Raw genomic sequence first — 23,178 nt, 5'->3', positions numbered from 1 at the left:
AGGGCCGCGGGCGTCTGGAGCGTCGAGGGCGTACGGAGAGCCGCGAGCGTCTATGGACGAGCGGCAGGGGCGGCCTGGGGGCTGGCGGCGAGGGGCTGTGGCGGAGCACCGGGGCGATGGCCCGTCGTCCTAGCAGCAGGGGCGCAGGGGCAGGGCGGACGCCGGGGCGGCCGTGGTCGCGGGCGGCCGGCTGGCGGCGGCGGCCTGCTCGACCTGGGCCAGCAGCCGTCCGCGCTCGGCGCGGCTGATGTGGCGGCCGGCGACGACCACGGAGTCGATGCAACGGGTGTTCCGGATGTCGTCGAGCGGGTTGGCGTCCAGGACCACTAGGTCGGCCCGGCGGTCGTCCAGGCCCAGCATCCGGGCGGGAGCGGTCGTCGCGGACTCCAGCACCCGGTGGGCGGGCAGGCCGGCCTCGGCGAGCAGTGCCATCTCGTCGTGCAGGGAGAAGCCGGGGACGAGGTAGCCGGTGCCGGTGTCGGTGCCCGCGAGGACCTCGACGCCCGCGCGGTGCATCTCGGCGACCAGGCGCAGCCGGTGTGCGTAGATCTGGCGGATGCGGGTCGCCTCGCGGGGGGTGCGGCCGCCGGTCAGGGCCTCCCAGGTGGCCGGCCAGCTGTCGGCCGTCCCCGACGGGACGTACCTGGCCTCGTCCTGGCGGGCGGGGATCTCCTCGGGGCGCTCCAGGGCGTGGTGGACGGAGAGCGTGGGGACGACGCGCGTGCCGTTGGCGGCGAGGCGCTCGAAGAGGGCGCGGGCGCGGACGGGGTCGTAGCTGCGCACGGCCTCGTACTCGAGCTCGTGGACCTGGCGGAACCAGGCGTTGTAACGGGCGAGGCTGGAGGGCTCGTTCGGGTCGATCCGCACCTCCGCCAGGCGGCGGCGGATCTCCTCCTCCTTGGAGGAGGTCGCCAGGAGCAGCGCGTGCAGGTGCTCGATGGTCTGCTGGCCGGCGTCGCTGCACTCGGCGACCGTCATGGAGTCGGGGCAGTGGCCGGCGAAGCGGATGCCCTGGCGGCGGGCCTCGTCGGCGAGGGCGAGGTAGGCGGGGCGGGTCAGGCGGGAGTAGACCTTGACGAAGTCCGCGCCGGAGCGCTTGGCCTCCCGTACGGCGCGGCGGGCGGAGGCCTCGTCGCGCGCCTCGATCACCTGGTTGCCGGTGTCCTGGGTGAACAGGGTGGGCGGGCCGTCGACGATCGGGCTGGCGATGGTCCAGTGGGGGCCGAGGAGCTTGCCGGCCGCGACTTTCTGGCGGCGCTCGTGGTGGGCGGGGGCGCCCCACATCTCCCGTACGGCCGTGACGCCCGCCAGCGGGAAGACGGGGGCGGCGACCTCGTCGGGGCCGGTGGTGTGGGCGTGGGACTCGATCAGACCGGGGATGACGTACTTGCCGCGCAGGTCGACGGTGCGGGCGGCGCGGGGGATCACGATGTGCGCGCTCGGGCCGGAGCGGACGATACGGCCGTCCTGGACGAGCAGGGTCTGGTCGGGGGTGGCGCGGTTGCCCTCGACGACGGTGGCGTGGGTGAGGGCGAGGAGGTCGCCGCGGCGGGCGGGGCGCTGCGCGCCGGCCGCTGCCGTGGCCGTTTTGGCCGCCTTGGCTGTCGACGCTGCCGTGGCCGACGTCGCGGCGGCGGCGCTGATCAGCGCCGTTCCGGTGAGAGCGGCTGCGGTACCGAGGACGTGGCGGCGAGTAGGCATGAGCGGGACCCCCTGAGTCGTGGTGCGCTGGTTGGCGTGCCTATGACTCTGCCGTGGCGGGGGCCGTGGGTCAGTGGGCGTAGCAGGCAGGTTGGGGGGTGTCGCTGGCACCACCCCCGGGTGCGGTCTGGGGCCACCGCGCGGGCGGTTCTCCCGACTGTGTCCTGCTCCCCGCTGCGCTTTTCCCTGCTGCGCCTTCTTACTGCGTGAGGGCGTCCGTCCAGCGGGAGCGGGCCTGTTCGGCGGAGCGGAGCAGGACCAGCGTCGGCAGGCCGTGGTCCTGGCCGGCGGCCAGCAGCTCCGGGAGGCGGGGCAGGGGCGCCACGGCGGCCACGTCGTCGAGGACGAGCGTCAGTGGTGGGTCGAGCCGGCCGGCGGATGACCGTGCGGCCATGCGGCGGCCGTGCTCGACCACGTCTGAGGCGAGCGCTGTGAGCAGCGGCATCGCACCAGGGTGGGTGCGGGGATCCTCGATGGGTTCACCCACCACATAGAGCGTGCCCCCTTCGTCTATGAATGACTCCAAGGCGAGGGAATCGGCGCGGTTGGGCGTGCAGGCCTCGCGGATGTGGATCGAGGAGAGCGAGGCGAGGGCGCGGGCGACCAGCTGCTGGGCGATCTCCCGGCGCTCGGGGTGGGCGGTGAGCGCGGACTCGAGGAGTCCGGCGAGGCTGTGGACGGCCTTGGGGTGGGTGCGCAGGATGCGTACGGCCTCGTGGGCGCCCGTGCCCTGCGCCCAGCGCAGGAGCTGCTTGAACTGCCGTCCGTCCACGGCCGCGGCGTGCAGCCAGCACCGCAGGAGCGTCTCGGCGGTGTCGGCCATGGCGGCGTCGAGGAGAGCGCGGGGGCGTACGGGGGCGAGGAGGGCCGCGGCTCTCTCCTGGGCGATGGCGGGGTCCTCGCAGCGGGCGGTGGGGGACCAGTGGAGGCGGCCGGGGGTGTCGCACAGATGGCCCGGGTCGTAGACGAGCACGGGGCCGAGCTTGGCGCGGGCGTCCTTGGTCTCGGCCCAGACGGTGGGGTCCGAGGTGACGACGAGCGCGGGCCCGTCGGCGTCGAGGACGGCGCGCAGGGTGGTGGGCTTGCGGGTGGCGGGGGCGCCGAAGAGGAGACGGGGGGTCCGGGGCGAGGGGAGGGGGCTCGCGCCGCCCAGAGGGCTGTCGGCTCCGCCCAGGGGACTGCCGGTACCGCCCAGGGGGTTGGCGACGGCGTCCCAGGCGGCCGTCTCCTGCTGCGCGTGCCGGGTGGGGGCTGCGTGGGGCGTCTTCGCGGGGGCGCCGTCTGGGGTGGCGGGGTGCTCCCGGCCGGCCGCCTCATGGGCGGACGCGCCGGTGTGGGGCGGGCCGGCGGGGGCGCCGCTGCCTTCGGCGGGGTGCTCCCAGCCGCCGGGCTGCGCGAGCCCGTCGGCGTCCGCGGCGCCGTGGGCTGCCCCGGCCGCACGGTCGGCGCCGCGCCGGGGGGTGTGCGCCGTCTCCGTGTGCGCCGTCTCCGATGAGGGGCCGGCGGTGCGCTCCGGCGGGAAGTCCCACTCGTCCCTGCGGGTCTCGCGGTCCGCGGCGTCGGAGGCGGCTGAGGACCCTGTGGCGGCTGAGGCGGCCCCGGGGGCGCTCGTACGACCCTTGCGACCCGTACGGCTGCCACCCTTGCGATCCGTACGGCTGCCGTCCGTACGTCCCCCGCGGTCTCCCCGCCCCGCGCCGCGAGCGCCGGAAGCCTCTTCCTGCTCCCGTTCCTGCTCTCGCCTGTTCGCGCGGACCGCTCTCCAACGGGACAGCGTGCCCAGGACGAAGATCGTCAGGACGGTCAGCACCATCAGCTCGCCGATCGCCAGGCCCCAGAACAGCCCGTACCCCGACAGCTCCGCCGCCGGGGTGTTCGGCCACGCCGCGGGGAGGTCCTGCGGCTGGGAGGCCAGCGCGCGCATCGCCAGGGGCGTGTTCCCGAAGGTCACGCCCGTCGGCCACGACCCGTGCACCAGCACGCCCGCCAGGCCGGTGGCCGTCCAGACCAGCAGGGTCAGGCCGAGCAGGAAGCCCAGCAGGCCCAGCAACAGGCCGTCCGGGATGCCCCGTTCCTCTTCGCGGTCGTGCGGGTGGCGGCGACGGTCCCGCATGTCATGCCACCGTCGACTCGGACGACGCGTCCATCTGCTGTCGTTCGATCAGGGCCGCGCGCTGCTCCGCCTCCCACTCCGCGGCTGCGATGTCCTCGGGCAGCGCCGGGCCGGACGACTCGGTCATCGCGCGGTCCGTGAAGACCAGTGGCCTCTCCGCCTCCGTCACCAGGTGCTTGACCACTTGGACGTTGCCGTTGACGTCCCAGACCGCGATGCCCGGCGTGAGCGTGGGGATGATCTCGACCGCCCATCTCGGCAGGCCGAGCACCCGGCCCGTCGCTCTCGCCTCGTCCGCCTTCTGGGCGTAGATCGTCCGCGTCGACGCCATCTTCAAGATCGCCGCCGCCTCTCTCGCCGCCGCCCCGTCGACCACGTCCGAAAGGTGGTGGACGACCGCGACGAACGAGAGGCCCAGACGGCGGCCGAACTTCAGCAGCCGCTGGAAGAGCTGGGCGACGAACGGGCTGTTGATGATGTGCCACGCCTCCTCGACCAGGAAGATCCGTTTCTTCCGGTCGGGGCGGATCCAGGTGTGCTCCAGCCACACCCCCACGATCGCCATCAGGATCGGCATCGCGATCGAGTTCCGGTCGATGTGCGAGAGGTCGAAGACGATCAGCGGCGCGTCCAGGTCGATGCCGACCGTCGTGGGGCCGTCGAACATGCCCCTCAGGTCGCCGTCGACCAGCCGGTCCAGCACGAGCGCGACGTCCAGGCCCCAGGCCCGTACATCGTCTATATCGACGTTCATCGCCTCCGCCGACTCCGGCTCCGGGTGCCGCAGCTGCTCCACGATGTCCGTCAGAACGGGCTGGCGGTCCAGGATCGTCTCGTTGACGTAGGCGTGCGCCACCTTCAGCGCGAAGCCGGCGCGCTCGTCGAGACCGTGCCCCATGGCGACCTCGATGATCGTCCTGAGGAGCGCCAGCTGGCCGGTCGTGGTGATCGCCGGGTCCAGCGGGTTGAGCCGGATGCCGCCGTCCAGCGCGGTCATCGGGTCGAGCCGGATAGGGGTTATCCCCAGCTCCTGCGCGACGAGGTTCCACTCGCCGACGCCGTCCTCGCCCTGCGCGTCCAGCACGACCACTTGGCGGTCGCGGAAGCGCAGCTGCCGCAGTACGTACGTCTTCTCCAGCGCCGACTTGCCGTTTCCGGACTCGCCGAGCACCAGCCAGTGGGGGGCGGGGAGCTGCTGGCCGTACAGCTGGAAGGGGTCGTAGATGTAGCCCTTCCCGCTATAGACCTCGCGGCCGATGATCACGCCGGAGTCGCCCAGGCCGGGCGCGGCGGTGGGGAGGTAGACGGCCTGCGCCTGGCCCGTCGACGTACGGACGGGCAGGCGGGTGGTCTCCACCTTCCCGAAGAGGAAGGAGGTGAAGGCATCCGTGAAGACGGAAAGCGGATCTCGCATGGCGGACTGCCCTCTCGTTCAGCGTCGGATGCCGGTCGCGAACGGCAAGGTGTTCACAAAGGCACGGTGGTGCTCGCGGTCGCACCACTCCAGCTTCAGATAGGACTTGCCGGCCGAGGCCCTGATCGTGCGCTTGTCCCGGGCCAGGGCCTCGGGTGTACGCGCCGACACGGTGATGTACCCGACGAGATTGACGCCTGCCGCACCGCTGGCGAGATCTTCACCCCGTTGGTCGAGCCTGCCGTGCGCTGCGATGTCCCGCGGGTCGACCGTGCGGTTCATCTTGGCGGCGCGGCTGGCGTCGGCCTCGTCGTTGGTCTTCTCGGTGAGCATCCGCTCGATGGCGACCTCGGTGGGCTCGAGGTCCATCGTGACCGCGACCGTGCGGATGACGTCGGGGGTGTGGACGAGCAGCGGCGCCAGGAAGTTGACGCCGACCGGGGTCATCGGCCACTCCTTGACCCAGGCGGTCGAGTGGCACCAGGGGGCGCGGGTGGACGACTCGCGGGTCTTCGCCTGGAGGAACGTGGGCTGCATGGCGTCCAGCTCGGCGGGCCAGGCGTTCCGTTTCGTCATCGCCTGGATGTGGTCGATGGGGTGGTCGGGGTCGTACATCGAGTGGACGAGTGAGGCGAGGCGGCCCTGGCCCAGCGGCTGGCGTACGCGGATGTCGGCTTCGGCGAGGCGGGCGCAGATGTCGGTGAGCTCGCGGGCCATGACGACGGCGAGTCCGGCGTCCTTGTCGAGCTTGCGCGCGCCGGTGGACTGGCGGGCGGCGCGGGCCATGGCGTGGGCCTCGGCGGCCAGTTCGCGGGTGTAGTGCATACAGGCGACGAGGTAGGCGCGGTGCTGCTCGCTGGAGGTGGAGACCATCGACTGGAGCTGGTCGTAGGAGTCGCGCAGCCAGCCGGGGGACTGCTGGTCGCCGCGCTGGGCGACGTCCTTGGCGTGCGCGTCGGGGTCGGCGGGGAGGGTGCGGGCCAGCATCTGAAGGCGGGTCACGAAGCCGTCGCCGTTGGCGACATGCTTGAGCAGCGTGCCGAAACGGTCCACCAGGGCTTCCTGGTCCTCGCTGTCGCGCAGCCCGACGCCGGGTCCCTCGATCTCGATGGCGGCGGTGACGGTACGGCGGTCGGCGTGCAGCAGCACGGCGATCTCGTCGGGGCCGAAGGGCGCGGCGAGCCAGTTGATCCGGCCGATGCCGGGGGGCGGGCCGATCTCGACCTCGCGGCCGTCGAGCCGGACTCCGGCCTCGGCGGCGGAGGAGCGGTAGAGGGTGCCCTGGCGCAGGGTGCGCTTATAGCTGCGGTTGATCTCGTACCACTTGTAGAAGGTGCGGTGGCGGAACGGGACGTACACCGCGGCCAGCGCGAGCATCGGGAAGCCCATCAGCAGCACGATCCGCAGGGACAGGACGGGGACCAGCAGCCCGCTCATCATGCCGAGGAACGCGCCGGCGATGATCAGCGCGATCTCGCCCGTCTCGCGGTTCTTGCCGACGATCGCGTTCGGCCGGGCGCGGCCGATCAGATACGTACGGCGGGGCGTGATGGGTTGGGACTGGGTCGTCAACGCCCTCCACCTCCTGTGCTCTTGCGGTTGCTGTGCGGGGTGCCACTGGTGGGACTGCTGCTGTTACGCGGCGGGGGAGCGGCGGACGAGGCGCCGCCGCCCGCTCCGGCGCCGCGGCTGCTGTGCGCCGCGACGCCTCCGCTGATGGGGTTGGCGGGGCGGGCGCTGCCGCCGCCGCTGTCCCCGCCCGCGTTGCCGCGGCTGCTGTGGGTCTTGATGCCCTGGGAGACGAGGGCGGCGGGGGAGCTGATGACGGCGGCCGCGGCGTTCTCGGCGCCGTTCTGGAGGCGGTTGTTGCGGGAGGCGGCGATCTCGTCGCCGAAGCCGGGGACGAAACGGTAGATCATCGCGGAGGCGAAGATGGCGAGCAGGATGATCGCGAGGCCGGAGACGACGGCGGAGAAGGAGTCGGGGCCCTTGTCGGCGGAGAGCGCGCCCGCGAGCCCGAGGACGATCACGATGACCGGCTTGACCAGGATGATCGCGATCATGATCCCGGCCCAGCGGCGTACGTGCCCCCACATGTTCTTGTCGACGAGCCCGGAGTAGACGATGACGCCGAGGAGCGCGCCGACGTAGAGCAGGACGGCGCGGATGAACAGCTCGAGGTAGAGGATCCCGGCGGCGAGGATCGTGACGAGCGAGACGACGATCAGCATGATCGGCCCGCCGCCGATGTCGGTGCCCTTCTTGAGCGCGCCGGAGAAGTTCCCGAAGAACATGTCGGTCTGCCCGGTGGTGCCGCCCGCGATGACCTCGGTGACGCTGTCGGTGACGGAGACGAGCGTGTAGAGGATCAGCGGGGTGAAGGCGCACGCGAGGACGGTCAGCCAGAGGAAGCCGATGGCCTCGGAGACGGCGGTGGTGAGGGGGACCCCGCGGATGGCGCGCTTGGCCACGGCGAGGAGCCACAGGAGGAGGGTGAGGATGGTGGCGGCGGCGAAGACGATGGCGTACTGGGAGAGGAAGGCGCCGTTGGTGAAGTCGACGGTGGCGGTGGACTTCACGGCCTTGGAGAGCGTCTCGACGGTCCACGCGGCGGCGTCGGCGCACCCACGCGCGAGGGAGGCGAGGGGGTCGAGGGTGTCGGTGGGGTTGGAGGGGGTGGAGCGGGGGGCGCCGCCGGCTTTTTCGCCGTCCTCGCAGTAGTCCTTCGCGAGCCCGACGATGAGGTCGCAAGGGTTGTCGCTCTTGGAGGGCGAGGGCGCCGGCGTGGGTGTCGGAGCGGCCGATGCCCGCGAGGCGAACAGCGTGATCGATGCGGAAAGGCTGGTCAGAGCCGTGATCGCGAGGGCGCGCGGGCGCCTGCTAACGGGCATAGGTGAAGCCTCCGTATCCCGCTACAGCTCCAGCGATCTCGTCCGCGGAAGAGGCGCGGTTGTCACCGTTGACCGGGGTCGGGCCTTCCTTCTGGGTCGAAGACACGATCTTCCAGTCGTTGCCTACCCATGTGAGGTTCTGGGTGATCGTGAACCAGGTCTCGGTCACGGGCTTGGTGGAGTCCTTGCCCGCGAGGCCCACGAGTCCGGTGCACCAGACCTCGACGGTCGCCTTGTCTCCGTTCAGCCCGGTCACCTTGGTGCCGACGGGCACGGTGCGGGAGACGAAGGTCAGACCTGCTGGCGCGGCGCCGTCTGCGGTCAGACCGATGTTGGCGAGGAAGCCGGGGGAGTAGGCCTTGTCCAAGCTGCTCAGGAGGCCGGTCACGACCGCCGGATCGTGGATGGTCTGGACGATGTCCCGCCTCGTCCCGGACTTGAACATGCCGTCAGAACCCAGCGCCACCGCGTAATTCGCCGCCGCGCTCTGCGCCCCCTGCTCGTCCTTCGCGTACCCCGACGGGATCTGTCCGTCCTTCCCCGTCACCGGCTTCACGCCCGTCGCCGCCGTCGGCTGGGAGGCCGCGCCCTTCGTCGTCTCGCCCGGGGCGTCCTCGTCGCCGCCGCCCTGGTTCGCGAACGCGATAGCCGCGATCAGGAGCACCACGATGCCCACCACCGTGATGAGGGAGCGCGAGCTGCGCAGGGGGCGGCGCGCGCCGCCGTAGACGTCGTCGCCTTGGCCGCCGCCGCCCGGCAGGCGGGTGCGGGTCTGGCCCGAGCCGCCGAAGCGCTCGTCCGTGCGGCCGGCCGACTCCGCTCCGTAGCCGGACTCGTCACCGAGGCTCATCGTGCGTACGCCCCCTCAACCGTTTGCAGTTCCGCGGAGTGCCGCGCCTGGTACGACGGTAGTCGTGCTGCTTTCCGCATGGGCGCGGTGTGGTGACTCGACATCAGGGAAACGCAACCTCAAGGGATGGGCCCGGGCGCGCCCGGAGAGGACGGCGGGCGGCTAGACAGCCATCCCGTACACGATGGTGAACAAGGTCCCCAGTGAGCCGATGATGAAGACGCCGGTCAGTCCGGCGACGATCAGGCCCTTGCCCTGCTCGGCGCTGAAGGTGTCGCGAAGGGCCGTCGCTCCGATGCGCTGCTTGGCCGCGCCCCAGATCGCGATGCCGAGGCAGAGGAGGATGGCAATGGCCATCACGACCTCGATCATCACTCGAGCCTCGTTGCCCAGGCTCCCGAACGGCCCCCAGTTCGGGGCGATTCCGCCGATGATGGTGGTGATATCGCCCTTTTCGGCTGCCAGGATCATGTAACTCACCGCCCCTGTTGGGTTGTTCAGTGCCCGTGCCCCTCGGCATGGGCTGTCGTTCTATCTTCGCTGATGAAACCGCTCGCGTAAGCCGACTTGGCGGGTCTCTTTACCCGATCTCCGCACGTATGACCGACCTCGCTGCCCTGACCTGCGGCAGCGCGGCTATGGACGGTGTGAGTACACGTTTCGTCACTCTGTGTATCACGGAGGGTGACTCCGGGCAATGACTGTCGTTGTTCCACCTTTGGGGTGCGGCTCACACACCGCATACGCCCATCAGCGTTACGGGTGCACCACGCAGTGTGAGGTGACGGACCGCCAGCGGTGCTGCCTCCGTGCTTCGGTCGGCCGGTTCTGTCACCCGTATGCCTCCGTCCGCCCCCCGTCCGCCCCCGCCCCGAGGGGGCTACGTCCCCCAGCGAGCTATGGCCGCGCGGGCAGTGCGCCCGCCGTATGCGCCCGTCGTGTGGGACCGCGCGCCTCCCGGCTGCCTCCGGCCTGGCCGTCCAACCCCCGCCGTCGTCACCAGAGTTGGATATCTTGGGCGGTGTGACCGACAACGCGAACTTACTTTCCAGAATTGACACAAGCCGCCCGCACACGGCCCGTATCTGGAACTACTGGCTCGGCGGCAAGGACAACTACCCCGTCGACCGCGAGGCCGGGGACCAGATTCGCGGGCTGCACCCCGGGATCGGGGAGTACGCCCTCGCCGACCGGCTGTTCCTCGGACGGGCCGTGCACCATCTGGCCCAGGACGTCGGCATCCGCCAGTTCCTCGACGTCGGGACCGGGCTGCCGACGGCCGACAACACCCATGAGGTCGCCCAGCGCGTCGCCCCCGAGGCGCGGATCGTCTACGTGGACAACGATCCCCTCGTCCTCGCCCACGCGCGCGCCCTGCTGGCCAGCTCGCCCGAGGGGCGCACCGACTACCTCGACGCCGATCTGCGGGACGTCGACACGATCCTCGAGCGCGCCGCCGACACGCTCGACCTCACGCGGCCCGTCGCCCTGATGCTGCTCGGCGTCGCCATCTTCATCGAGGACGACGACCAGTCGTACGGCGTGGTGCGCCGGCTGATGGACGCTCTGCCCGCCGGCAGCCACCTCGTCCTCTCGCACACCATCACCAGCCCCGCCATGCCCGACGTCGACGAAGCCGTCGCGTTCTGGAACGAGCACGGCACGCCCAAGCTCACCCAGCGCACCCCCGAGCAGATCGCCCGGTACTTCGACGGCCTCGACGTGCTCGACCCCGGCATCGTGTCGTGCTCGCTATGGCGGCCCGAGAAGCCGGCCGACGAAGTCGCCATGTACTGCGGAGTGGGACGCAAGCCATAGGGCACGCGGGCGGAAACGCGGAAACGCGGAAACGAGGGGGAACGGCGTCGCGATGAGGGAGGGTTGAGCAGTGCGGAAAGTATGGATGGCCAGTGGAATCGGGATCGGGCTCTGCCTGAGCTTCGTCGCGCTGCTCGTCGTCGGCACGTACTCCGCTGCGGCCGGGCTGATGGCCGACGCGAAGGGCGGCCGGGCGGTCGGCCTGGCGAAGGGCGCCGTGCCCGCGCTCTATCAGCCGCTCGTGCAGAAGTGGGGCACGCTCTGCCCCGCCATCACCCCCGCGCTGCTCGCCGCCCAGCTCTACCAGGAGAGCGGCTGGAACCCGCGCGCCCAGAGCCCCGCCGCCGCGCAGGGCATCGCGCAGTTCATCCCGGGCACCTGGGCCACCCACGGCATCGACGGCGACAAGGACGGCGACCGCGACGTCTGGGACCCGGCCGACGCGATCCCGTCCGCCGCCTCCTACGACTGCGAGCTGGCCGGGTACGTGAAGAAGGCGCCCGGCGACCCCACGGACAACATGCTCGCCGCGTACAACGCGGGCGCGTACGCCGTCATCAAGTACGGCGGCGTCCCCCCGTACCGCGAGACGCAGAACTATGTGAAGGTCATCCGCACCCTCGAGAAGAGCTTCGCCAAGCCCGTCGGGCGCGTCGAGCCCTCCCGGCAGGCCGCCGGGGCCATCTACTTCGCACAGAAGAAGCTCGGCACGAAGTACCTGTGGGGCGGCAACGGCACGCCCGAGCAGGGCGGCCGGTTCGACTGCTCGGGGCTCACCCAGGCCGCGTACCGCACCGTCGGCATCGAGCTGCCGCGTGTGGCCAACGACCAGTACAACGCGGGCGAGCACCCCTCCCGCGACGAGCTGCTCCCCGGCGACCTCGTCTTCTTCTCCGACGACCTCGCCAATTCGCGCGCCATTCGCCACGTCGGGCTCTACGTGGGCGGCGGGTACATGATCAACGCGCCGTACACCGGCGCCGTCATCCGCTTCGACAAGATCGACACTCCGGACTACTTCGGCGCGACGCGGGTCACCGAGGATGGCGCGAAAGCGCTGCCTACGGACCTCCCAGCATCCCCGGAAACGTGATTTGTCGTTTGAGATGGCCGGAACTCTTCCCTGGGCACAGGCCCTGAGCTGGGACGATGCATCACTCTTCGGTAACGTCATGGTGATCGTTCGGTGGAGAGTGGAACGTAGTTATGAGGAGAGCCGTTCCCTGAACGAGGACGGCCGCACACTGACCATGCAGCAGACATCGCACTGACCACGGGGGTTGGTAGAAGCGGCGTAGAACCGAGGTGCGCGCCGCGCGTAGGCACAAGGCAAGGGGCAGCGGATGGCTGGGCTCGCAGCTGAACTGGCAGCGGATGGGTCGAACCCCGATGTCAGCCTGCTCTATGACATCAACGGCCTGGCCAGGGACGCCCCGTCGTGGTTCGACCGCGCGATGGAGTTCGTCGGCGAGTACGGAATCATGCTCGCGATGGTCCTGCTGGTCCTGTGGTGCTGGTGGAGCGTGCGCCGACGCGGCACGCGCGAGGACTCGGTGGCCGCCGTCGCGAGTCTGGTCTGGGCGCCGCTCGCCGCCGGCATCGCGCTCCTGGTCAACATCCCCATCCGCGGCTTCGTAGAGAGACCGCGGCCCTTCCTCGACCACCAGGGTCTCGAGGTCCTCGTCGGCGGCAAGACCGACTACTCCTTCGTGAGCGACCACGCGACCATGGCCATGGCGATCGGGGCCGGCGTCTTCGTCGCGCACCGCAGGTTCGGGTTCGCCGCGCTCGGGCTCGCGCTCGCCGAGGGCTTCTGCCGCGTCTACATGGGCGTGCACTACCCCACCGACGTCGTCGGCGGGTTCGCGCTCGGCACGGCGGTCGCGCTGCTGCTCGCGCCGCTCGCCCTCGCCCTGCTGACGCCGGTGATGTCGGCGGTCGCCGGGTCGAGCCGGCTCTCCTGGCTCGTACGGTCCAAGCGGGTCGCGACCGCGGGCGCGGCCGACCGGCACGAGACGCTCGACATCCCGGAGCCGAGGACCGAGGGCGCGGGCCCCGACGACAAGGACCTCGCGGCGTAGAAGCACCTCGCGGCGTAGAACGAGCGGGCGCGAGGCGAGCCGGGGCGACGAGGTAGGCGGGCACGAGGTAGGCCGGGCGCGAGGCAAGCCGGGCGCGAGGCGCGCCGACCCTAGCGAGCCCGCACCGAGCGAGCCCGCGCCGCGTGAGCCATAGCCGTCGTGAGGAACCCGACCGCTATAGCGCCCGCCAGCCCGATGCCCCCGCCCACCGCCTACAGCGCCTGCGGGAAGTCGAACAGCCGGTTCGGGTCGTACTGCTTCTTCAGCCGGGTCAGCCGGTCCGCCGCGGGGCCGTAGTACGCCGTGCGCCAGTCCTTCAGCGTCGGGTCGATGTAGTTCTGGTACGCGGCGCCGGACGCGTACCGCCGCATCGACCCATGGGCGGACTTCAGCCACGCCTGCTGCGCCGAGCCTGCGGTGCCCGCGCGCCAGGCCCCGATGTACTGCGCCAGCATCCGCGAACGCCGGTGCACGAACGACGTCGCCAGCGGATCCACCCGGTTGATCGCGCCGCCCAGCGCGGTCAGCGCGATCGAGCCGCCGCCCCCGCCCTGGCTCGGCTTGATCGCGGTGAACGCCTCGACCGCGCCGATCAGCGCGCGCACCCCGGCCGGGGACAGGTCCCGGTCGAAGAAGTCGGACGCGGCGGCGTACGTCTCCCGCTGCAGCACGCCCTGCGGCGCGCGGCCCGGGGTCTTGCCCGGCAGATGGCACTGGGTCTGGCCGACCGTGGAGCAGCCCGCGTAGCCGAGCATCGCGTCCAGGTAGCCGCGGGGACGCACCGAGACCGAGCGCGCGGGCGAGCCCGCCGTGTCGGCGAGCCGGTCGAGCGCGTTGCGCAGATCGCTCTCGCTGCTGAGCGTGAACGCGGCGACGGAGAGCGTGGGGGTGGTGCCGCCGGGGCCGGCGGCGAGGTGGATCGACGACCAGATCTCGTCCGGCTGGGCCGGGCCCCACCGCTGCCAGGCGGTGAGCACCGCGGCGGCCTTCGACCAGGGCCAGGTGAGATACGCGGTGACGCTCGGCGGAGCGGGGTGCGTACGGAAGCGGAGCCGGGTCACGACGCCGAAGTTGCCGTTGCCCGCGCCGCGCAGCGCCCAGAAGAGGTCCTTGTTCTCGGTGGCGCTCGCCGTCAGCTGCTTGCCGTCGGCCGTGACGATCGTGGCGGAGAGGAGGCTGTCGCAGGTCAGCCCGTAGGCGCGGGAGGTCACGCCGTGGCCGCCGCCGAGGGTGAGGCCCGAGACGCCGACGGTGGGGCAGGAGCCGGCGGGGATGGTGCGGCCCTTGCGGCCGAGGGTGTGGTAGACGTCGATGAGCTTCGCGCCGGCGCCTATGGAGCCGTCGGCGGAGACGCGGTTGAGTGAGGAGACGTCGATGACGAGGCGGCCGTTTCCGGAGGACCAGCCCGCGTAGGAGTGGCCGCCGTTGCGGATGGAGACCGGGGTGCGGTGGGCCTTGGCGTAGGCGAGGCACTCCTTGACGTCGTCCTCGCCCGCGACATACGCGACGGCGGCGGGCTTGAGGGAGTCGAAGCGCGTGTTGTAGAGCTGCCGGGCCGTCGGATAGGCGGCGTCCCCGGGCCGTACGAGCGTGCCGTCCAGCCCGCGGGCGAGTGCGCTCCAGTCCGCCGCGGCTGCCGCGGCCGCCGTACGCGCGGGGGCGCGGCCCAGCGACTGGGCCGTCCCTCCCGGGGACGAGCCGGGCGGCGCCGATGCGGCGGTGCCGCTGCCTGTGCAGGCGGTGGCGGAGAGAGCTATAGCGGTGGTGAGCAGTGCGCGCCGGTCCATGGGGCCTCCTGGGGGAGGAGACGGGTCCGGGGAGCGCGGGGTTCCGGTCGGCTGCGGGGACTTTCGGCCGTCGTCGTCTGCCGGCAGGGGGCCGGGGCGCTGTCCGCCCCGCGGGTCAGGATTCTGGGCCTGCGGTCGTCTGGTGCGACTCGGCGTCGGTGCGGGCTCGGTCACGGGATCTGCGGGCGGCGCCCGACCAGCCGCAGGAACAGCGGGCTATGCAGAACGAGCCCCGTTCCATCGTGGAGATGCGGTGGGGCGGGGCGTCTGCCGGAGCGTCATGCGGGGGCACGCCTCCACGGTACTGCCGCCCCGGCGTGGTCGGCGCCCCGCGTGACGAGGGGGCAGGGCTGTCGTTATCCGGGACGGGTGGGGTCTTCGTAGCAGCAGGCGTCCCGTGTTGGGGGTTGGCAGGCGATGGCAGTGCAGCAGCACAGTCGGCAGCAGGCGCGCACGGGCGGGGCAGCCGCCGTCGCCGCCGCCGTGGCGGGAGTCCTGGCGGTCAGCGGATGCTCCGGCGGCGGGGCCGCGGCCGAGGACCGGCACGGCGCGGGCGCCCACGCAGACCAGGTCCGCGGGGCCGCCGACGCGCTCGCCGTGGCCGGCAGCTCCAAGGCGCGCACGTCCATGGAGATGGCCATCGGCGGCACCCGCGTCACCATCCGCGGGGAGGGCGGGTACGACTTCGAGCGGCGCATGGGCCGGCTCGTCGTGGTCCTGCCCAAGGACCCCTCCGGCGCGGTGGAGCACCGGCCGGTCACCGAGCTGCTCACCCCGGGCGCGCTCTATATGAAGAACCGCGGCGCGGGCGTCCCCGCCGACAAATGGGTACGAGTCGACACGACCGCCCTCGAGGACGGCAACCTCGTCACCGGCGGTGTGACCGATCCGCTGGCCGCCGCCGAGCTGCTCCGCAGCGCCCGCGACATCGAGTACGTAGGGGAGGAGGAGCTCTCCGGCGCCACGGTGCGCCACTTCCGGGGCACCGCCGACATCGCCCACGCGGCCCGCGTCGCCGGGCCGCACGCCCGCGCGTCGCTCGCGGCGGCGGCGAAAGGGTTCGCCACGGACACCGTTCCCTTCGACGTCTACCTCGACGAAGAGGGCCTGCTGCGCAAGGTGCGCCACCAGTTCAGCTTCGCCAATCGAGGGCGTACGGCGGCCGTGACGTCGACCACGCTGCTGTACGACTTCGGCGCGCCCGTGTCCGTGCGACTGCCCGACGAACGGGACATCTACGCCGGGAAGGTCAGGGCCTAAATGGTCCAGACGTGCCATGCGCGGTCCGTTCATCACTCCCTACGCTAGGAAGTCGACACACCGGCAGGATCCGCCAGCAGGAAGAGGTGAATGCACGTGGCTCCGCCCAGTACGGCAACCGTCCAGGACCACGTGGCCCTCGCCGAGATCGAGCTGTGCGGCGAGCTGATGATCGCGGCGTCGGCCGCCGACGAGGACCGGCTCAGCCCGGACCGTATCGACGAGGTGCTGAAGGTGGCGGCGGAGCGGTCCGCCGCGGCGACCTCCGCCAAGGAGTGACCTGGGGCCGGGGCGGCCCAGGTCGGACGACCGCGCGGCCGGGGCACAGACCGGGGCTCAGGTGACCAGGGGCACAGACCGGGCGTTTCGGGCGACAGGGCGGCCGGGACGGCGAGCGTCCCGGCCCGCGCGTGTCAGGTGCACGTGTGTCAGGTGCGCAGAAGGCGCGCGATGGCCTTCGTCGCCTCCTCGACCTTCGCGTCGATCTCCTCGCCGCCCTTCACCGCCGCGTCCGCGACGCAGTGGCGCAGATGCTCCTCCAGCAGCTGGAGCGCGAACGACTGCAGCGCCTTCGTGGACGCCGAGACCTGGGTGAGTATGTCGATGCAGTAGACGTCCTCGTCGACCATCCGCTGCAGTCCGCGGATCTGACCCTCGATCCGGCGCAGCCGCTTGAGGTGCTCGTCCTTCTGCTTGTGGTAGCCGTGCGTCTCGCCGTGGCCGCTGTCGTGGTCCGTGACCGGGGGGCCGGCCGCCTCGGTGGTCGTCATCGCGTCCTCCCGTTGTCCGCCTGTGCTGCCTGACTGTGCTGTCCGCTGCTGTCCGCTGCTGTCCGACTGCTGCCCGACAGCCCTTGTCCGAAAAGGGCCTGCATACCCCTCGTGGGTATATGGTAACGAATCGTGGAGGATCGTGACCGGGGCCCCGTGCTGTTCCCCATGGCTGATGGGCGACACTGGGGACTTGCCGGTTAGCCGTGGCCGGATGATGCGCCTAGCATCAGCCTGACCCAACCCAGAGCACCCTGAGGACCCCACGTGCGATTTCGTCTGACCCCGAGGGAGACGAGCTTCTACGACATGTTCGCCGCGTCCGCGGACAACATCGTCACGGGCTCGAAGCTCCTCATGGAACTTCTCGGAGCGGACTCGTCCGCCCGAGTCGAGATCGCGGAACGGATGCGGGCGGCGGAGCATGCCGGAGACGACGCAACCCACGCGATCTTCCACCAGCTGAACTCCTCCTTCATCACGCCGTTCGACCGTGAGGACATCTACTCCCTCGCTTCGTCGCTCGACGACATCATGGACTTCATGGAGGAGGCCGTCGACCTGGTCGTCCTCTACCAGGTCGACGAGCTGCCCAAGGGAGTCGAGCAGCAGATCGAGGTGCTGGCGCGGGCGGCGGAGCTGACGGCGGAGGCCATGCCGCACCTGCGGACCATGGACAACCTCACCGAGTACTGGATCGAGGTCAACCGGCTGGAGAACCAGGCGGACCAGATCCACCGCAAGCTCCTCGCGCATCTCTTCAACGGCAAGTACGACGCCATGGAAGTGCTCAAGCTCAAGCAGATCGTGGACGTGTTGGAAGAGGCCGCCGACGCCTTCGAGCATGTGGCGAACACCGTGGAGACCATCGCGGTCAAGGAGTCCTGAACCACGTGGACACCTTTGCTCTGATCGTGACCATTGGCGTCGCGCTCGGATTCACGTACACCAACGGCTTCCACGACTCGGCGAACGCCATCGCGACCTCGGTCTCCACGCGTGCGCTGACGCCTCGCGCGGCGCTGGCGATGGCCGCGGTGATGAACCTCGCCGGAGCGTTCCTGGGCCAGGGCGTCGCCAAGACCGTCAGCGAAGGTCTGATCGAGACGCCCCAGGGCTCGCGGGGCATGGGCATCCTCTTCGCCGCGCTGGTCGGAGCGATCGTCTGGAACCTCGTCACCTGGTACTTCGGGCTGCCGTCCTCCTCCTCGCACGCGCTGTTCGGCGGCATGGTGGGAGCGGCGCTGGCCGGCGGCACGGAGGTGATCTGGACCGGCGTCCTCGAGAAGGTCGTCATCCCGATGTTCCTGTCGCCGATCGTCGGCCTGCTGGCCGGCTATCTGGTGATGGTCGGAATCATGTGGATGTTCCGCAAGTCCAACCCGCACAAGGCCAAGCGCGGCTTCCGTATAGCGCAGACCGTCTCGGCGGCGGGCATGGCGCTCGGCCACGGTCTGCAGGACGCGCAGAAGACGATGGGCATCGTCGTGATGGCCCTGGTCATCGCGGACGTCGAGGATCAGGGCGACCAGATTCCGGTCTGGGTGAAGATCGCCTGTGCGGTGATGCTCTCGCTGGGTACGTACGCGGGCGGCTGGCGCATCATGCGGACGCTCGGCCGCAAGATCATCGAGCTGGATCCGCCGCAGGGGTTCGCGGCGGAGACGACGGGGGCGACGATCATGTTCGGGTCGGCGTTCATCTTCCACGCGCCGATCTCGACGACGCATGTGATCACCTCGGCGATCATGGGTGTGGGGGCGACGAAGCGGGTCAACGCGGTGCGGTGGGGGGTCGCGAAGAACATCATCCTGGGGTGGTTCATCACGATGCCGGCGGCGGCGTTGGTGGCGGCGGTCAGCTATGGGGTTGTGTATCTGATCTTCGGCTAGCGCGGCGAGGGGTGGGTGTGGGTGCGGGTTGCCCGCGGGGCGCTGCCCCGGACCCCGCGCCTCAATCGCCGGCGAGGCTGAATCGCGCCTCAAACGCCGGCGGGGCTTGAAGGGTCGGCCTGCCCCGCGGGGCGCTGCCCCGGACCCCCCCAGTCCTCAAACGCCGGACGGGCTGCAATGGGTGCCAGAAGGCAGATGGGCCCGCCCCCTGGGAGAGGGGGCGGGCCCTTCGTCTTGCGGTGGCACCGCCATGCAGCACCGCAGGACGTGTGAGGGTCAGCCGAAGCGGCCCGAGATGTAGTCCTCGGTCGCCTGGACCGACGGGTTCGCGAAGATGCGCTCCGTCTCGTCGATCTCGATCAGTCGGCCCGGCTGGCCCACGGCCGCCAGGTTGAAGAAGGCCGTGCGGTCCGAGACGCGTGCCGCCTGCTGCATGTTGTGCGTCACGATGACGATCGTGAAGCGCTCCTTCAGCTCGCCGATCAGGTCCTCGATCGCCAGCGTCGAGATCGGGTCCAGCGCGGAGCACGGCTCGTCCATCAGCAGGACGTCCGGCTCGACCGCGATGGCGCGGGCGATGCACAGGCGCTGCTGCTGGCCGCCGGAGAGGCCGGAGCCCGGCTTGTTCAGACGGTCCTTGACCTCGTTCCAGAGGTTCGCGCCCTTGAGGGACTTCTCGACGACTTCCGCGAGCTGGCGCTTGCTGTACTTGCCGTTGAGCCGCAGGCCCGCCGCCACGTTGTCGAAGATCGACATCGTCGGGAACGGGTTCGGGCGCTGGAAGACCATGCCGACCGTGCGGCGCACGGCGACCGGGTCGACGCCGGAGCCGTAGAGGTTCTCGTCGTCCAGCAGCACCTTGCCCTCGACGCGGCCGCCCGGGGTGACCTCGTGCATCCGGTTCAGGGTGCGCAGGAAGGTGGACTTGCCGCAGCCGGACGGGCCGATGAAGGCCGTCACGGAGCGGGGCTCCACGGTCATCGAGATGTCCTCGATCGCCTTGTGGGAGCCGTAGTAGGCGGTCAGGCCGCTGACGTCGATTCGCTTGGCCATGGGGTTCACTTCACTTCCGTTGGCCTCAGCGGCCGGTCTTCGGGGCCTTCCAGCGGGCGATGCCGCGGGCCACCAGATTGAGGATCATGACGAAGGCGATCAGGACCAGGGCGGCGGCCCAGGCGCGGTCGATCGCTGCGTCGGTGCCGACTGCGTACTGCTCGTACACGTACAGCGGCAGCGAGGACTGCGCGCCCTCGAAGGGGTTGTCGTTGATCAGCTTCGTACCGAAGACGAGCAGCAGCACGGGGGCCGTCTCGCCGGTGATACGGGCGACCGCGAGCATGACGCCCGTGGTGATGCCGCCGATCGCGGTGGGCAGGACCACCTTGAGGATCGTCCGCCATTTGGGGATGCCCAGGGCGAGGGAGGCCTCGCGCAGCTCGTTGGGGACGAGCTTGAGCATCTCCTCGGTGGAGCGGACGACCACCGGCATCATCAGGATCGCGAGCGCCATCGAGCCGGCGAACCCGGAGGGCCCGAAGCCCAGCATCAGGTTCCAGGTGGCGAGGATGAACAGACCCGCGACGATCGACGGGATGCCCGTCATGACGTCGACGAAGAAGGTGACGGCCTGCGCGAGGCGGCCGCGGCCGTACTCGACGAGGTAGATCGCGGTCAGCATGCCGATCGGCGCGGCGATCAGGGTCGCGAGGAGCACCTGCTCGATGGTGCCGAGGAGCGCGTGGTAGATGCCGCCGCCGGCCTCGGCGTCGAGGACGCCGTTCATCGAGTGGGTCAGGAAGTACCCGTCGAGGACCTCGATGCCCTTGCTCACGGTGACCCAGGCCAGCGAGAGCAGCGGGATCACGGCGAGGATGAAGCAGACCCAGACGACGCTGGTGGCGACGCGGTCCTTGGCCTGGCGCTTGCCCTCGACCAGGGTGGTGATCACGTAGCTGGCGAGCACGAAGAAGAGCGCGGAGAGCAGGCCCCACTGGACTCTGCTGTGCCAGCCTGCGGCGAGGCCGGCGCCGCAGCCCGCGGCGATCGACCCGACGGCGATGGCGGCCGGGGCCCAGCGGGGCATGCGGGCGTGGGTCAGGGCGTCGTGGCGCACGACGGTGGCCGGTCGCCTGTCCTGGATGGCGTTGCTCATGCGTTGGCCCCCGAGTACTCCTTGCGGCGCGCGATGATCCACCGTGCGGCGCCGTTGACCAGCAGCGTGATGAAGAAGAGCACCAGACCGGAGGCGATCAGGGCGTCCCTGCCGAACTCGTTGGCCTCGTTGAACTTCGCGGCGATGTTCTGGGCGAACGTGCCGCCGCCGGGGTCGAGCAGATGCCCGGAGAAGATGAAGCTCGGGGAGAGCACCACGGCCACGGCCATCGTCTCGCCGAGCGCGCGGCCCAGGCCGAGCATCGAGGCGCTGATGATGCCGGAGCGGCCGAAGGGGAGCACCGACATCCGGACGACCTCCCAGCGCGTGGCGCCGAGGGCGAGGGCGGCCTCTTCGTGCATCTTCGGGACCTGGAGGAAGACCTCGCGGGTGACGTTGGTGATGATCGGCAGGATCATGATCGCCAGCAGGATGCCCACGGTGAAGAGGTTGCGGGCGACGCCGTCGCTGGCCTTGTCGAAGATGTACGTCCAGCCGAAGTACTCGTTCAGCCACTGGTTCAGGCCGTCGAGGTACGGGACGAGGAAGATCGCGCCCCAGAGGCCGTAGATGATGCTCGGCACGGCGGCGAGGAGGTCGACGACGTACGAGATGGGGGCGGCCAGCCTGCGCGGCGCGTAGTGCGAGATGAACAGCGCGATGCCGATCGCCACCGGCACCGCGATGATCATCGCGATGACCGAGCTGACGACCGTGCCGAAGGCGAGGACCGCGATGCCGAAGACCGGAGGGTTGCCGGCCGGGTTCCACTCGGAGGCGGTGAGGAAGTTCGCCTCGTCCTTCGAGATCGCGAGGGCGGCGCGGTAGCTGAGGAAGACCGCGATGGCGGCCATGATCACCAGCAGCGTGATGCCGGACCCGCGGGACAGGCCCAGGAAGATCCGGTCGCCGGGGCGGGTGCTGCCCTTGGACGTGCGTATGCCGCCGCTCGGGGCGGGCGGTGGGGTTTCAGTCGGGTGGGTCGTAACCATCGGGACTCTCCGGTCTGCGGAGCCGTGAGGCTCCTGGCGGCGGTGCACCGGATGCCGGGGCCGGCCCGGTCCGTGTCGCGACACGGACCGGCCCCGGTCGGAATCAGGACAGGGTGGGGACGATCGCGCGGACCTTCGTCGCGATCTCGGGCGGCAGCGGGGCGTAGCCGGCGTCGCTCAGGACGTTCTGGCCGTCCTCGCTGACCGCGTAGTTCAGGAACGCCTTGAGAGCGGGCAGCGTCTCGGCCTTGTTGCCCTTGTCGCAGGCGATCTCGTAGGTGACCAGGACGATCGGGTACGCGCCCTCGGCCTTGGTCTTGTAGTCGAGCGACAGGGCCAGGTCGTTGCCCGTGCCCTTGATCTTGGCGGCGCCGATGGCCTTGGAGGCGTTCTCGGTGGTGGCCTCGACCGGGGCGGAGGCGCCGGTGTCCAGCTTGACCGTGCTCATCTTGTTGGCGGTCGCGTACGACAGCTCGAAGTAGCCGATCGCGCCCTCGGCGTCCTTCACGGCGGTGGCGACGCCGGAGGAGCCGTTGGCCGCCTGGCCGCCCTTGGCGGGCCACGACTTCGTCTTGGGGTCGTACTTCCAGTCGCTCGGGGCGGCCTCGCTGAGGTACTTGCCGAGGTTCTGGGTGGTGCCGGACTCGTCCGAGCGGTGGAAGGCCTGGATGCTGGTGCTGGGCAGCTTCGCGTCCGGGTTCAGCTTCTTGATCGCCTCGTCGTCCCACTTGGTGATCTTCGAGTCGAAGATCTTGGCGAGGGTCGGGGCGTCCAGGACCAGGTTGTCCACGCCGCTCAGCTTGTAGCCGATGGCGATCGGGCCGCCGACCATGGGCAGGTTCACGCCCTGGCCGGTCTTGCAGATCTTCTTCGACTCGGCGACCTCGTCCTCCTTGAGCGCGGAGTCGGAGCCCGCGAAGGCGACCTGGCCCTGGTTGAACTTGGTGATGCCGCCGCCGGAGCCGATGGCCTGGTAGTTGATCTCCACGCCGGAGCAGGCGGCCTGGAAGTTCTTGACCCACAGGTCCATGGCGTTCTTCTGCGCGGTCGAGCCGGCGGCGAGCAGCTGGCCCTTGGCGCCGTCGCACTTGATGTTCGACGCGGCACTCGTCTTGGTGCCGTTGCCGCCGGTGCCTCCGGCGTTGTCGTCCGAACCACACGCCGTGAGGACCAGGGCGCCGGAGACGGCGAGGGCGCCGAGCGCGGTGGCGCGAAGCCCGTTCTTGCGCTGAAGCTTCACTTTCGGGTGTTCCTTCCAAGGAGCCGCCGTGGCCGACTTGCGTCTGCGTCTGAGGCGGCGTGTGTGTCGGGGTGGGGGGACCGGCACTGTGCCGGTCACCGTGCACCGCCGAAATTAGGCAGATGAGATGAAGCGGCCAACGGGGGAGAGTGAACGGAAAGTGAACCGTGTCGGGCGGATGGGTGCCCGCCTTCGAGTCTGACCCCGTAACCCGTCC

The 23,178-nt window shown here is 70.6% G+C and carries 20 protein-coding genes; 7 read left to right on the top strand and 13 right to left on the bottom strand.

The genetic code is table 11. The annotated features are described in order from the left end of the window. Positions 1-129 precede the first annotated feature (129 nt). The 7 genes from AB0M39_RS13155 to AB0M39_RS13125 form a co-directional block, all read right to left on the bottom strand. Positions 130-1,701 carry an amidohydrolase family protein gene (locus AB0M39_RS13155; protein WP_365363391.1) on the bottom strand — a complete coding sequence of 524 codons (1,572 nt, stop codon included), beginning with the start codon at positions 1,699-1,701 and terminating at the stop codon, positions 130-132. A gap of 199 nt (positions 1,702-1,900) precedes the next feature. Then, a complete protein-coding gene (locus tag AB0M39_RS13150) occupies positions 1,901-3,814 on the bottom strand; it encodes a type VI secretion protein (RefSeq protein ID WP_365363389.1) in 1,914 nt (637 codons plus the stop codon). 1 nt (position 3,815) lies between these two features. Then, positions 3,816-5,228, bottom strand: a complete 1,413-nt coding sequence (locus AB0M39_RS13145) for an ATP-binding protein (protein WP_365363387.1) — start codon at positions 5,226-5,228, stop codon at positions 3,816-3,818. 18 nt (positions 5,229-5,246) lie between these two features. Then, positions 5,247-6,800, bottom strand: a complete 1,554-nt coding sequence (locus AB0M39_RS13140; RefSeq protein WP_365363385.1) for an SCO6880 family protein — start codon at positions 6,798-6,800, stop codon at positions 5,247-5,249. Then, positions 6,797-8,119 carry a hypothetical protein gene (locus AB0M39_RS13135; protein ID WP_365363383.1) on the bottom strand — a complete coding sequence of 441 codons (1,323 nt, stop codon included), beginning with the start codon at positions 8,117-8,119 and terminating at the stop codon, positions 6,797-6,799. The genes AB0M39_RS13140 and AB0M39_RS13135 overlap by 4 nt, the downstream gene beginning before the upstream one ends. Beyond that, complete coding sequence (locus AB0M39_RS13130; protein ID WP_365363381.1) at positions 8,109-8,969, bottom strand: hypothetical protein; 861 nt, start codon at positions 8,967-8,969, stop codon at positions 8,109-8,111. The genes AB0M39_RS13135 and AB0M39_RS13130 overlap by 11 nt, the downstream gene beginning before the upstream one ends. 162 nt (positions 8,970-9,131) lie before the next feature. Next, entirely contained in the window at positions 9,132-9,440 is a 309-nt protein-coding gene (locus tag AB0M39_RS13125) for a hypothetical protein (protein WP_005315450.1), read from the bottom strand. Positions 9,441-9,992: 552 nt separating this feature from the next. Between AB0M39_RS13125 and AB0M39_RS13120 the strand changes: the two genes are divergently transcribed. From AB0M39_RS13120 to AB0M39_RS13110, 3 genes are all read left to right on the top strand, one after another. After that, positions 9,993-10,787 carry an SAM-dependent methyltransferase gene (locus AB0M39_RS13120; protein WP_365363379.1) on the top strand — a complete coding sequence of 265 codons (795 nt, stop codon included), beginning with the start codon at positions 9,993-9,995 and terminating at the stop codon, positions 10,785-10,787. Positions 10,788-10,872: 85 nt separating this feature from the next. Continuing rightward, on the top strand, positions 10,873-11,880 hold the full coding sequence (locus tag AB0M39_RS13115) for a bifunctional lytic transglycosylase/C40 family peptidase (RefSeq protein WP_365363377.1): 1,008 nt from the start codon (positions 10,873-10,875) through the stop codon (positions 11,878-11,880). A 250-nt stretch (positions 11,881-12,130) separates the two neighbouring features. Then, positions 12,131-12,868, top strand: a complete 738-nt coding sequence (locus AB0M39_RS13110) for a phosphatase PAP2 family protein (RefSeq protein ID WP_365363375.1) — start codon at positions 12,131-12,133, stop codon at positions 12,866-12,868. Between the two features lie 212 nt (positions 12,869-13,080). Here the strand turns inward: AB0M39_RS13110 and AB0M39_RS13105 are convergent, their stop codons facing one another. Continuing rightward, positions 13,081-14,655, bottom strand: a complete 1,575-nt coding sequence (locus AB0M39_RS13105) for an FAD-binding oxidoreductase (protein WP_365363373.1) — start codon at positions 14,653-14,655, stop codon at positions 13,081-13,083. Between the two features lie 417 nt (positions 14,656-15,072). Between AB0M39_RS13105 and AB0M39_RS13100 the strand changes: the two genes are divergently transcribed. Then, a complete protein-coding gene (locus tag AB0M39_RS13100; RefSeq protein ID WP_365363371.1) occupies positions 15,073-15,915 on the top strand; it encodes a hypothetical protein in 843 nt (280 codons plus the stop codon). A gap of 90 nt (positions 15,916-16,005) precedes the next feature. After that, positions 16,006-16,194 carry a hypothetical protein gene (locus AB0M39_RS13095; RefSeq protein WP_365363369.1) on the top strand — a complete coding sequence of 63 codons (189 nt, stop codon included), beginning with the start codon at positions 16,006-16,008 and terminating at the stop codon, positions 16,192-16,194. Positions 16,195-16,343: 149 nt separating this feature from the next. Here AB0M39_RS13095 and AB0M39_RS13090 read toward each other — a convergent pair whose 3' ends face one another. Then, positions 16,344-16,685 carry a metal-sensitive transcriptional regulator gene (locus AB0M39_RS13090; RefSeq protein WP_365363367.1) on the bottom strand — a complete coding sequence of 114 codons (342 nt, stop codon included), beginning with the start codon at positions 16,683-16,685 and terminating at the stop codon, positions 16,344-16,346. Between the two features lie 267 nt (positions 16,686-16,952). Between AB0M39_RS13090 and AB0M39_RS13085 the strand changes: the two genes are divergently transcribed. Together AB0M39_RS13085 and AB0M39_RS13080 are read left to right on the top strand one after the other, a co-directional pair. After that, positions 16,953-17,573, top strand: coding sequence for a DUF47 family protein (locus AB0M39_RS13085; protein WP_365363365.1), 621 nt, complete (start codon positions 16,953-16,955; stop codon positions 17,571-17,573). A gap of 5 nt (positions 17,574-17,578) precedes the next feature. After that, the gene (locus AB0M39_RS13080) at positions 17,579-18,577 is read left to right on the top strand and encodes an inorganic phosphate transporter (RefSeq protein ID WP_365363363.1); all 999 of its coding nucleotides are present in this window, start codon (positions 17,579-17,581) and stop codon (positions 18,575-18,577) included. 276 nt (positions 18,578-18,853) lie between these two features. Here AB0M39_RS13080 and pstB read toward each other — a convergent pair whose 3' ends face one another. The 4 genes from pstB to pstS form a co-directional block, all read right to left on the bottom strand. Then, entirely contained in the window at positions 18,854-19,630 is a 777-nt protein-coding gene (pstB, locus tag AB0M39_RS13075; protein ID WP_365363361.1) for a phosphate ABC transporter ATP-binding protein PstB, read from the bottom strand. Between the two features lie 25 nt (positions 19,631-19,655). Then, a complete protein-coding gene (gene pstA, locus AB0M39_RS13070) occupies positions 19,656-20,729 on the bottom strand; it encodes a phosphate ABC transporter permease PstA (RefSeq protein ID WP_365363358.1) in 1,074 nt (357 codons plus the stop codon). After that, the gene (gene pstC / locus AB0M39_RS13065; RefSeq protein WP_365363356.1) at positions 20,726-21,721 is read right to left on the bottom strand and encodes a phosphate ABC transporter permease subunit PstC; all 996 of its coding nucleotides are present in this window, start codon (positions 21,719-21,721) and stop codon (positions 20,726-20,728) included. The genes pstA and pstC overlap by 4 nt, the downstream gene beginning before the upstream one ends. Positions 21,722-21,824: 103 nt before the next feature. Then, positions 21,825-22,961 (bottom strand): phosphate ABC transporter substrate-binding protein PstS, encoded by a 1,137-nt coding sequence (gene pstS / locus AB0M39_RS13060; protein ID WP_365363353.1) that lies wholly within the window; start codon positions 22,959-22,961, stop codon positions 21,825-21,827. Positions 22,962-23,178 lie beyond the last annotated feature (217 nt).

Source organism: Streptomyces sp. NPDC051907 (genome assembly GCF_040681075.1).
Classification (GTDB): domain Bacteria; phylum Actinomycetota; class Actinomycetes; order Streptomycetales; family Streptomycetaceae; genus Streptomyces.
The sequence above is the reverse complement of the archived record's forward strand: the minus strand, read 5'-3'. Positions and strand labels throughout refer to the sequence as shown.

Coding starts and splice junctions, on each gene's coding strand:
- AB0M39_RS13155 (WP_365363391.1), bottom strand. CDS start 1,701: ATGCCTACTCGCCGCCACGTCCTCGGTACCGCAGCCGCTCTCACCGGA.
- AB0M39_RS13150 (WP_365363389.1), bottom strand. CDS start 3,814: ATGCGGGACCGTCGCCGCCACCCGCACGACCGCGAAGAGGAACGGGGC.
- AB0M39_RS13145 (WP_365363387.1), bottom strand. CDS start 5,228: ATGCGAGATCCGCTTTCCGTCTTCACGGATGCCTTCACCTCCTTCCTC.
- AB0M39_RS13135 (WP_365363383.1), bottom strand. CDS start 8,119: ATGCCCGTTAGCAGGCGCCCGCGCGCCCTCGCGATCACGGCTCTGACC.
- AB0M39_RS13130 (WP_365363381.1), bottom strand. CDS start 8,969: ATGAGCCTCGGTGACGAGTCCGGCTACGGAGCGGAGTCGGCCGGCCGC.
- AB0M39_RS13125 (WP_005315450.1), bottom strand. CDS start 9,440: ATGATCCTGGCAGCCGAAAAGGGCGATATCACCACCATCATCGGCGGA.
- AB0M39_RS13115 (WP_365363377.1), top strand. CDS start 10,873: ATGGCCAGTGGAATCGGGATCGGGCTCTGCCTGAGCTTCGTCGCGCTG.
- AB0M39_RS13110 (WP_365363375.1), top strand. CDS start 12,131: ATGGCTGGGCTCGCAGCTGAACTGGCAGCGGATGGGTCGAACCCCGAT.
- AB0M39_RS13105 (WP_365363373.1), bottom strand. CDS start 14,655: ATGGACCGGCGCGCACTGCTCACCACCGCTATAGCTCTCTCCGCCACC.
- AB0M39_RS13100 (WP_365363371.1), top strand. CDS start 15,073: ATGGCAGTGCAGCAGCACAGTCGGCAGCAGGCGCGCACGGGCGGGGCA.
- AB0M39_RS13095 (WP_365363369.1), top strand. CDS start 16,006: ATGCACGTGGCTCCGCCCAGTACGGCAACCGTCCAGGACCACGTGGCC.
- AB0M39_RS13090 (WP_365363367.1), bottom strand. CDS start 16,685: ATGACGACCACCGAGGCGGCCGGCCCCCCGGTCACGGACCACGACAGC.
- pstB (WP_365363361.1), bottom strand. CDS start 19,630: ATGGCCAAGCGAATCGACGTCAGCGGCCTGACCGCCTACTACGGCTCC.
- pstA (WP_365363358.1), bottom strand. CDS start 20,729: ATGAGCAACGCCATCCAGGACAGGCGACCGGCCACCGTCGTGCGCCAC.
- pstC (WP_365363356.1), bottom strand. CDS start 21,721: ATGGTTACGACCCACCCGACTGAAACCCCACCGCCCGCCCCGAGCGGC.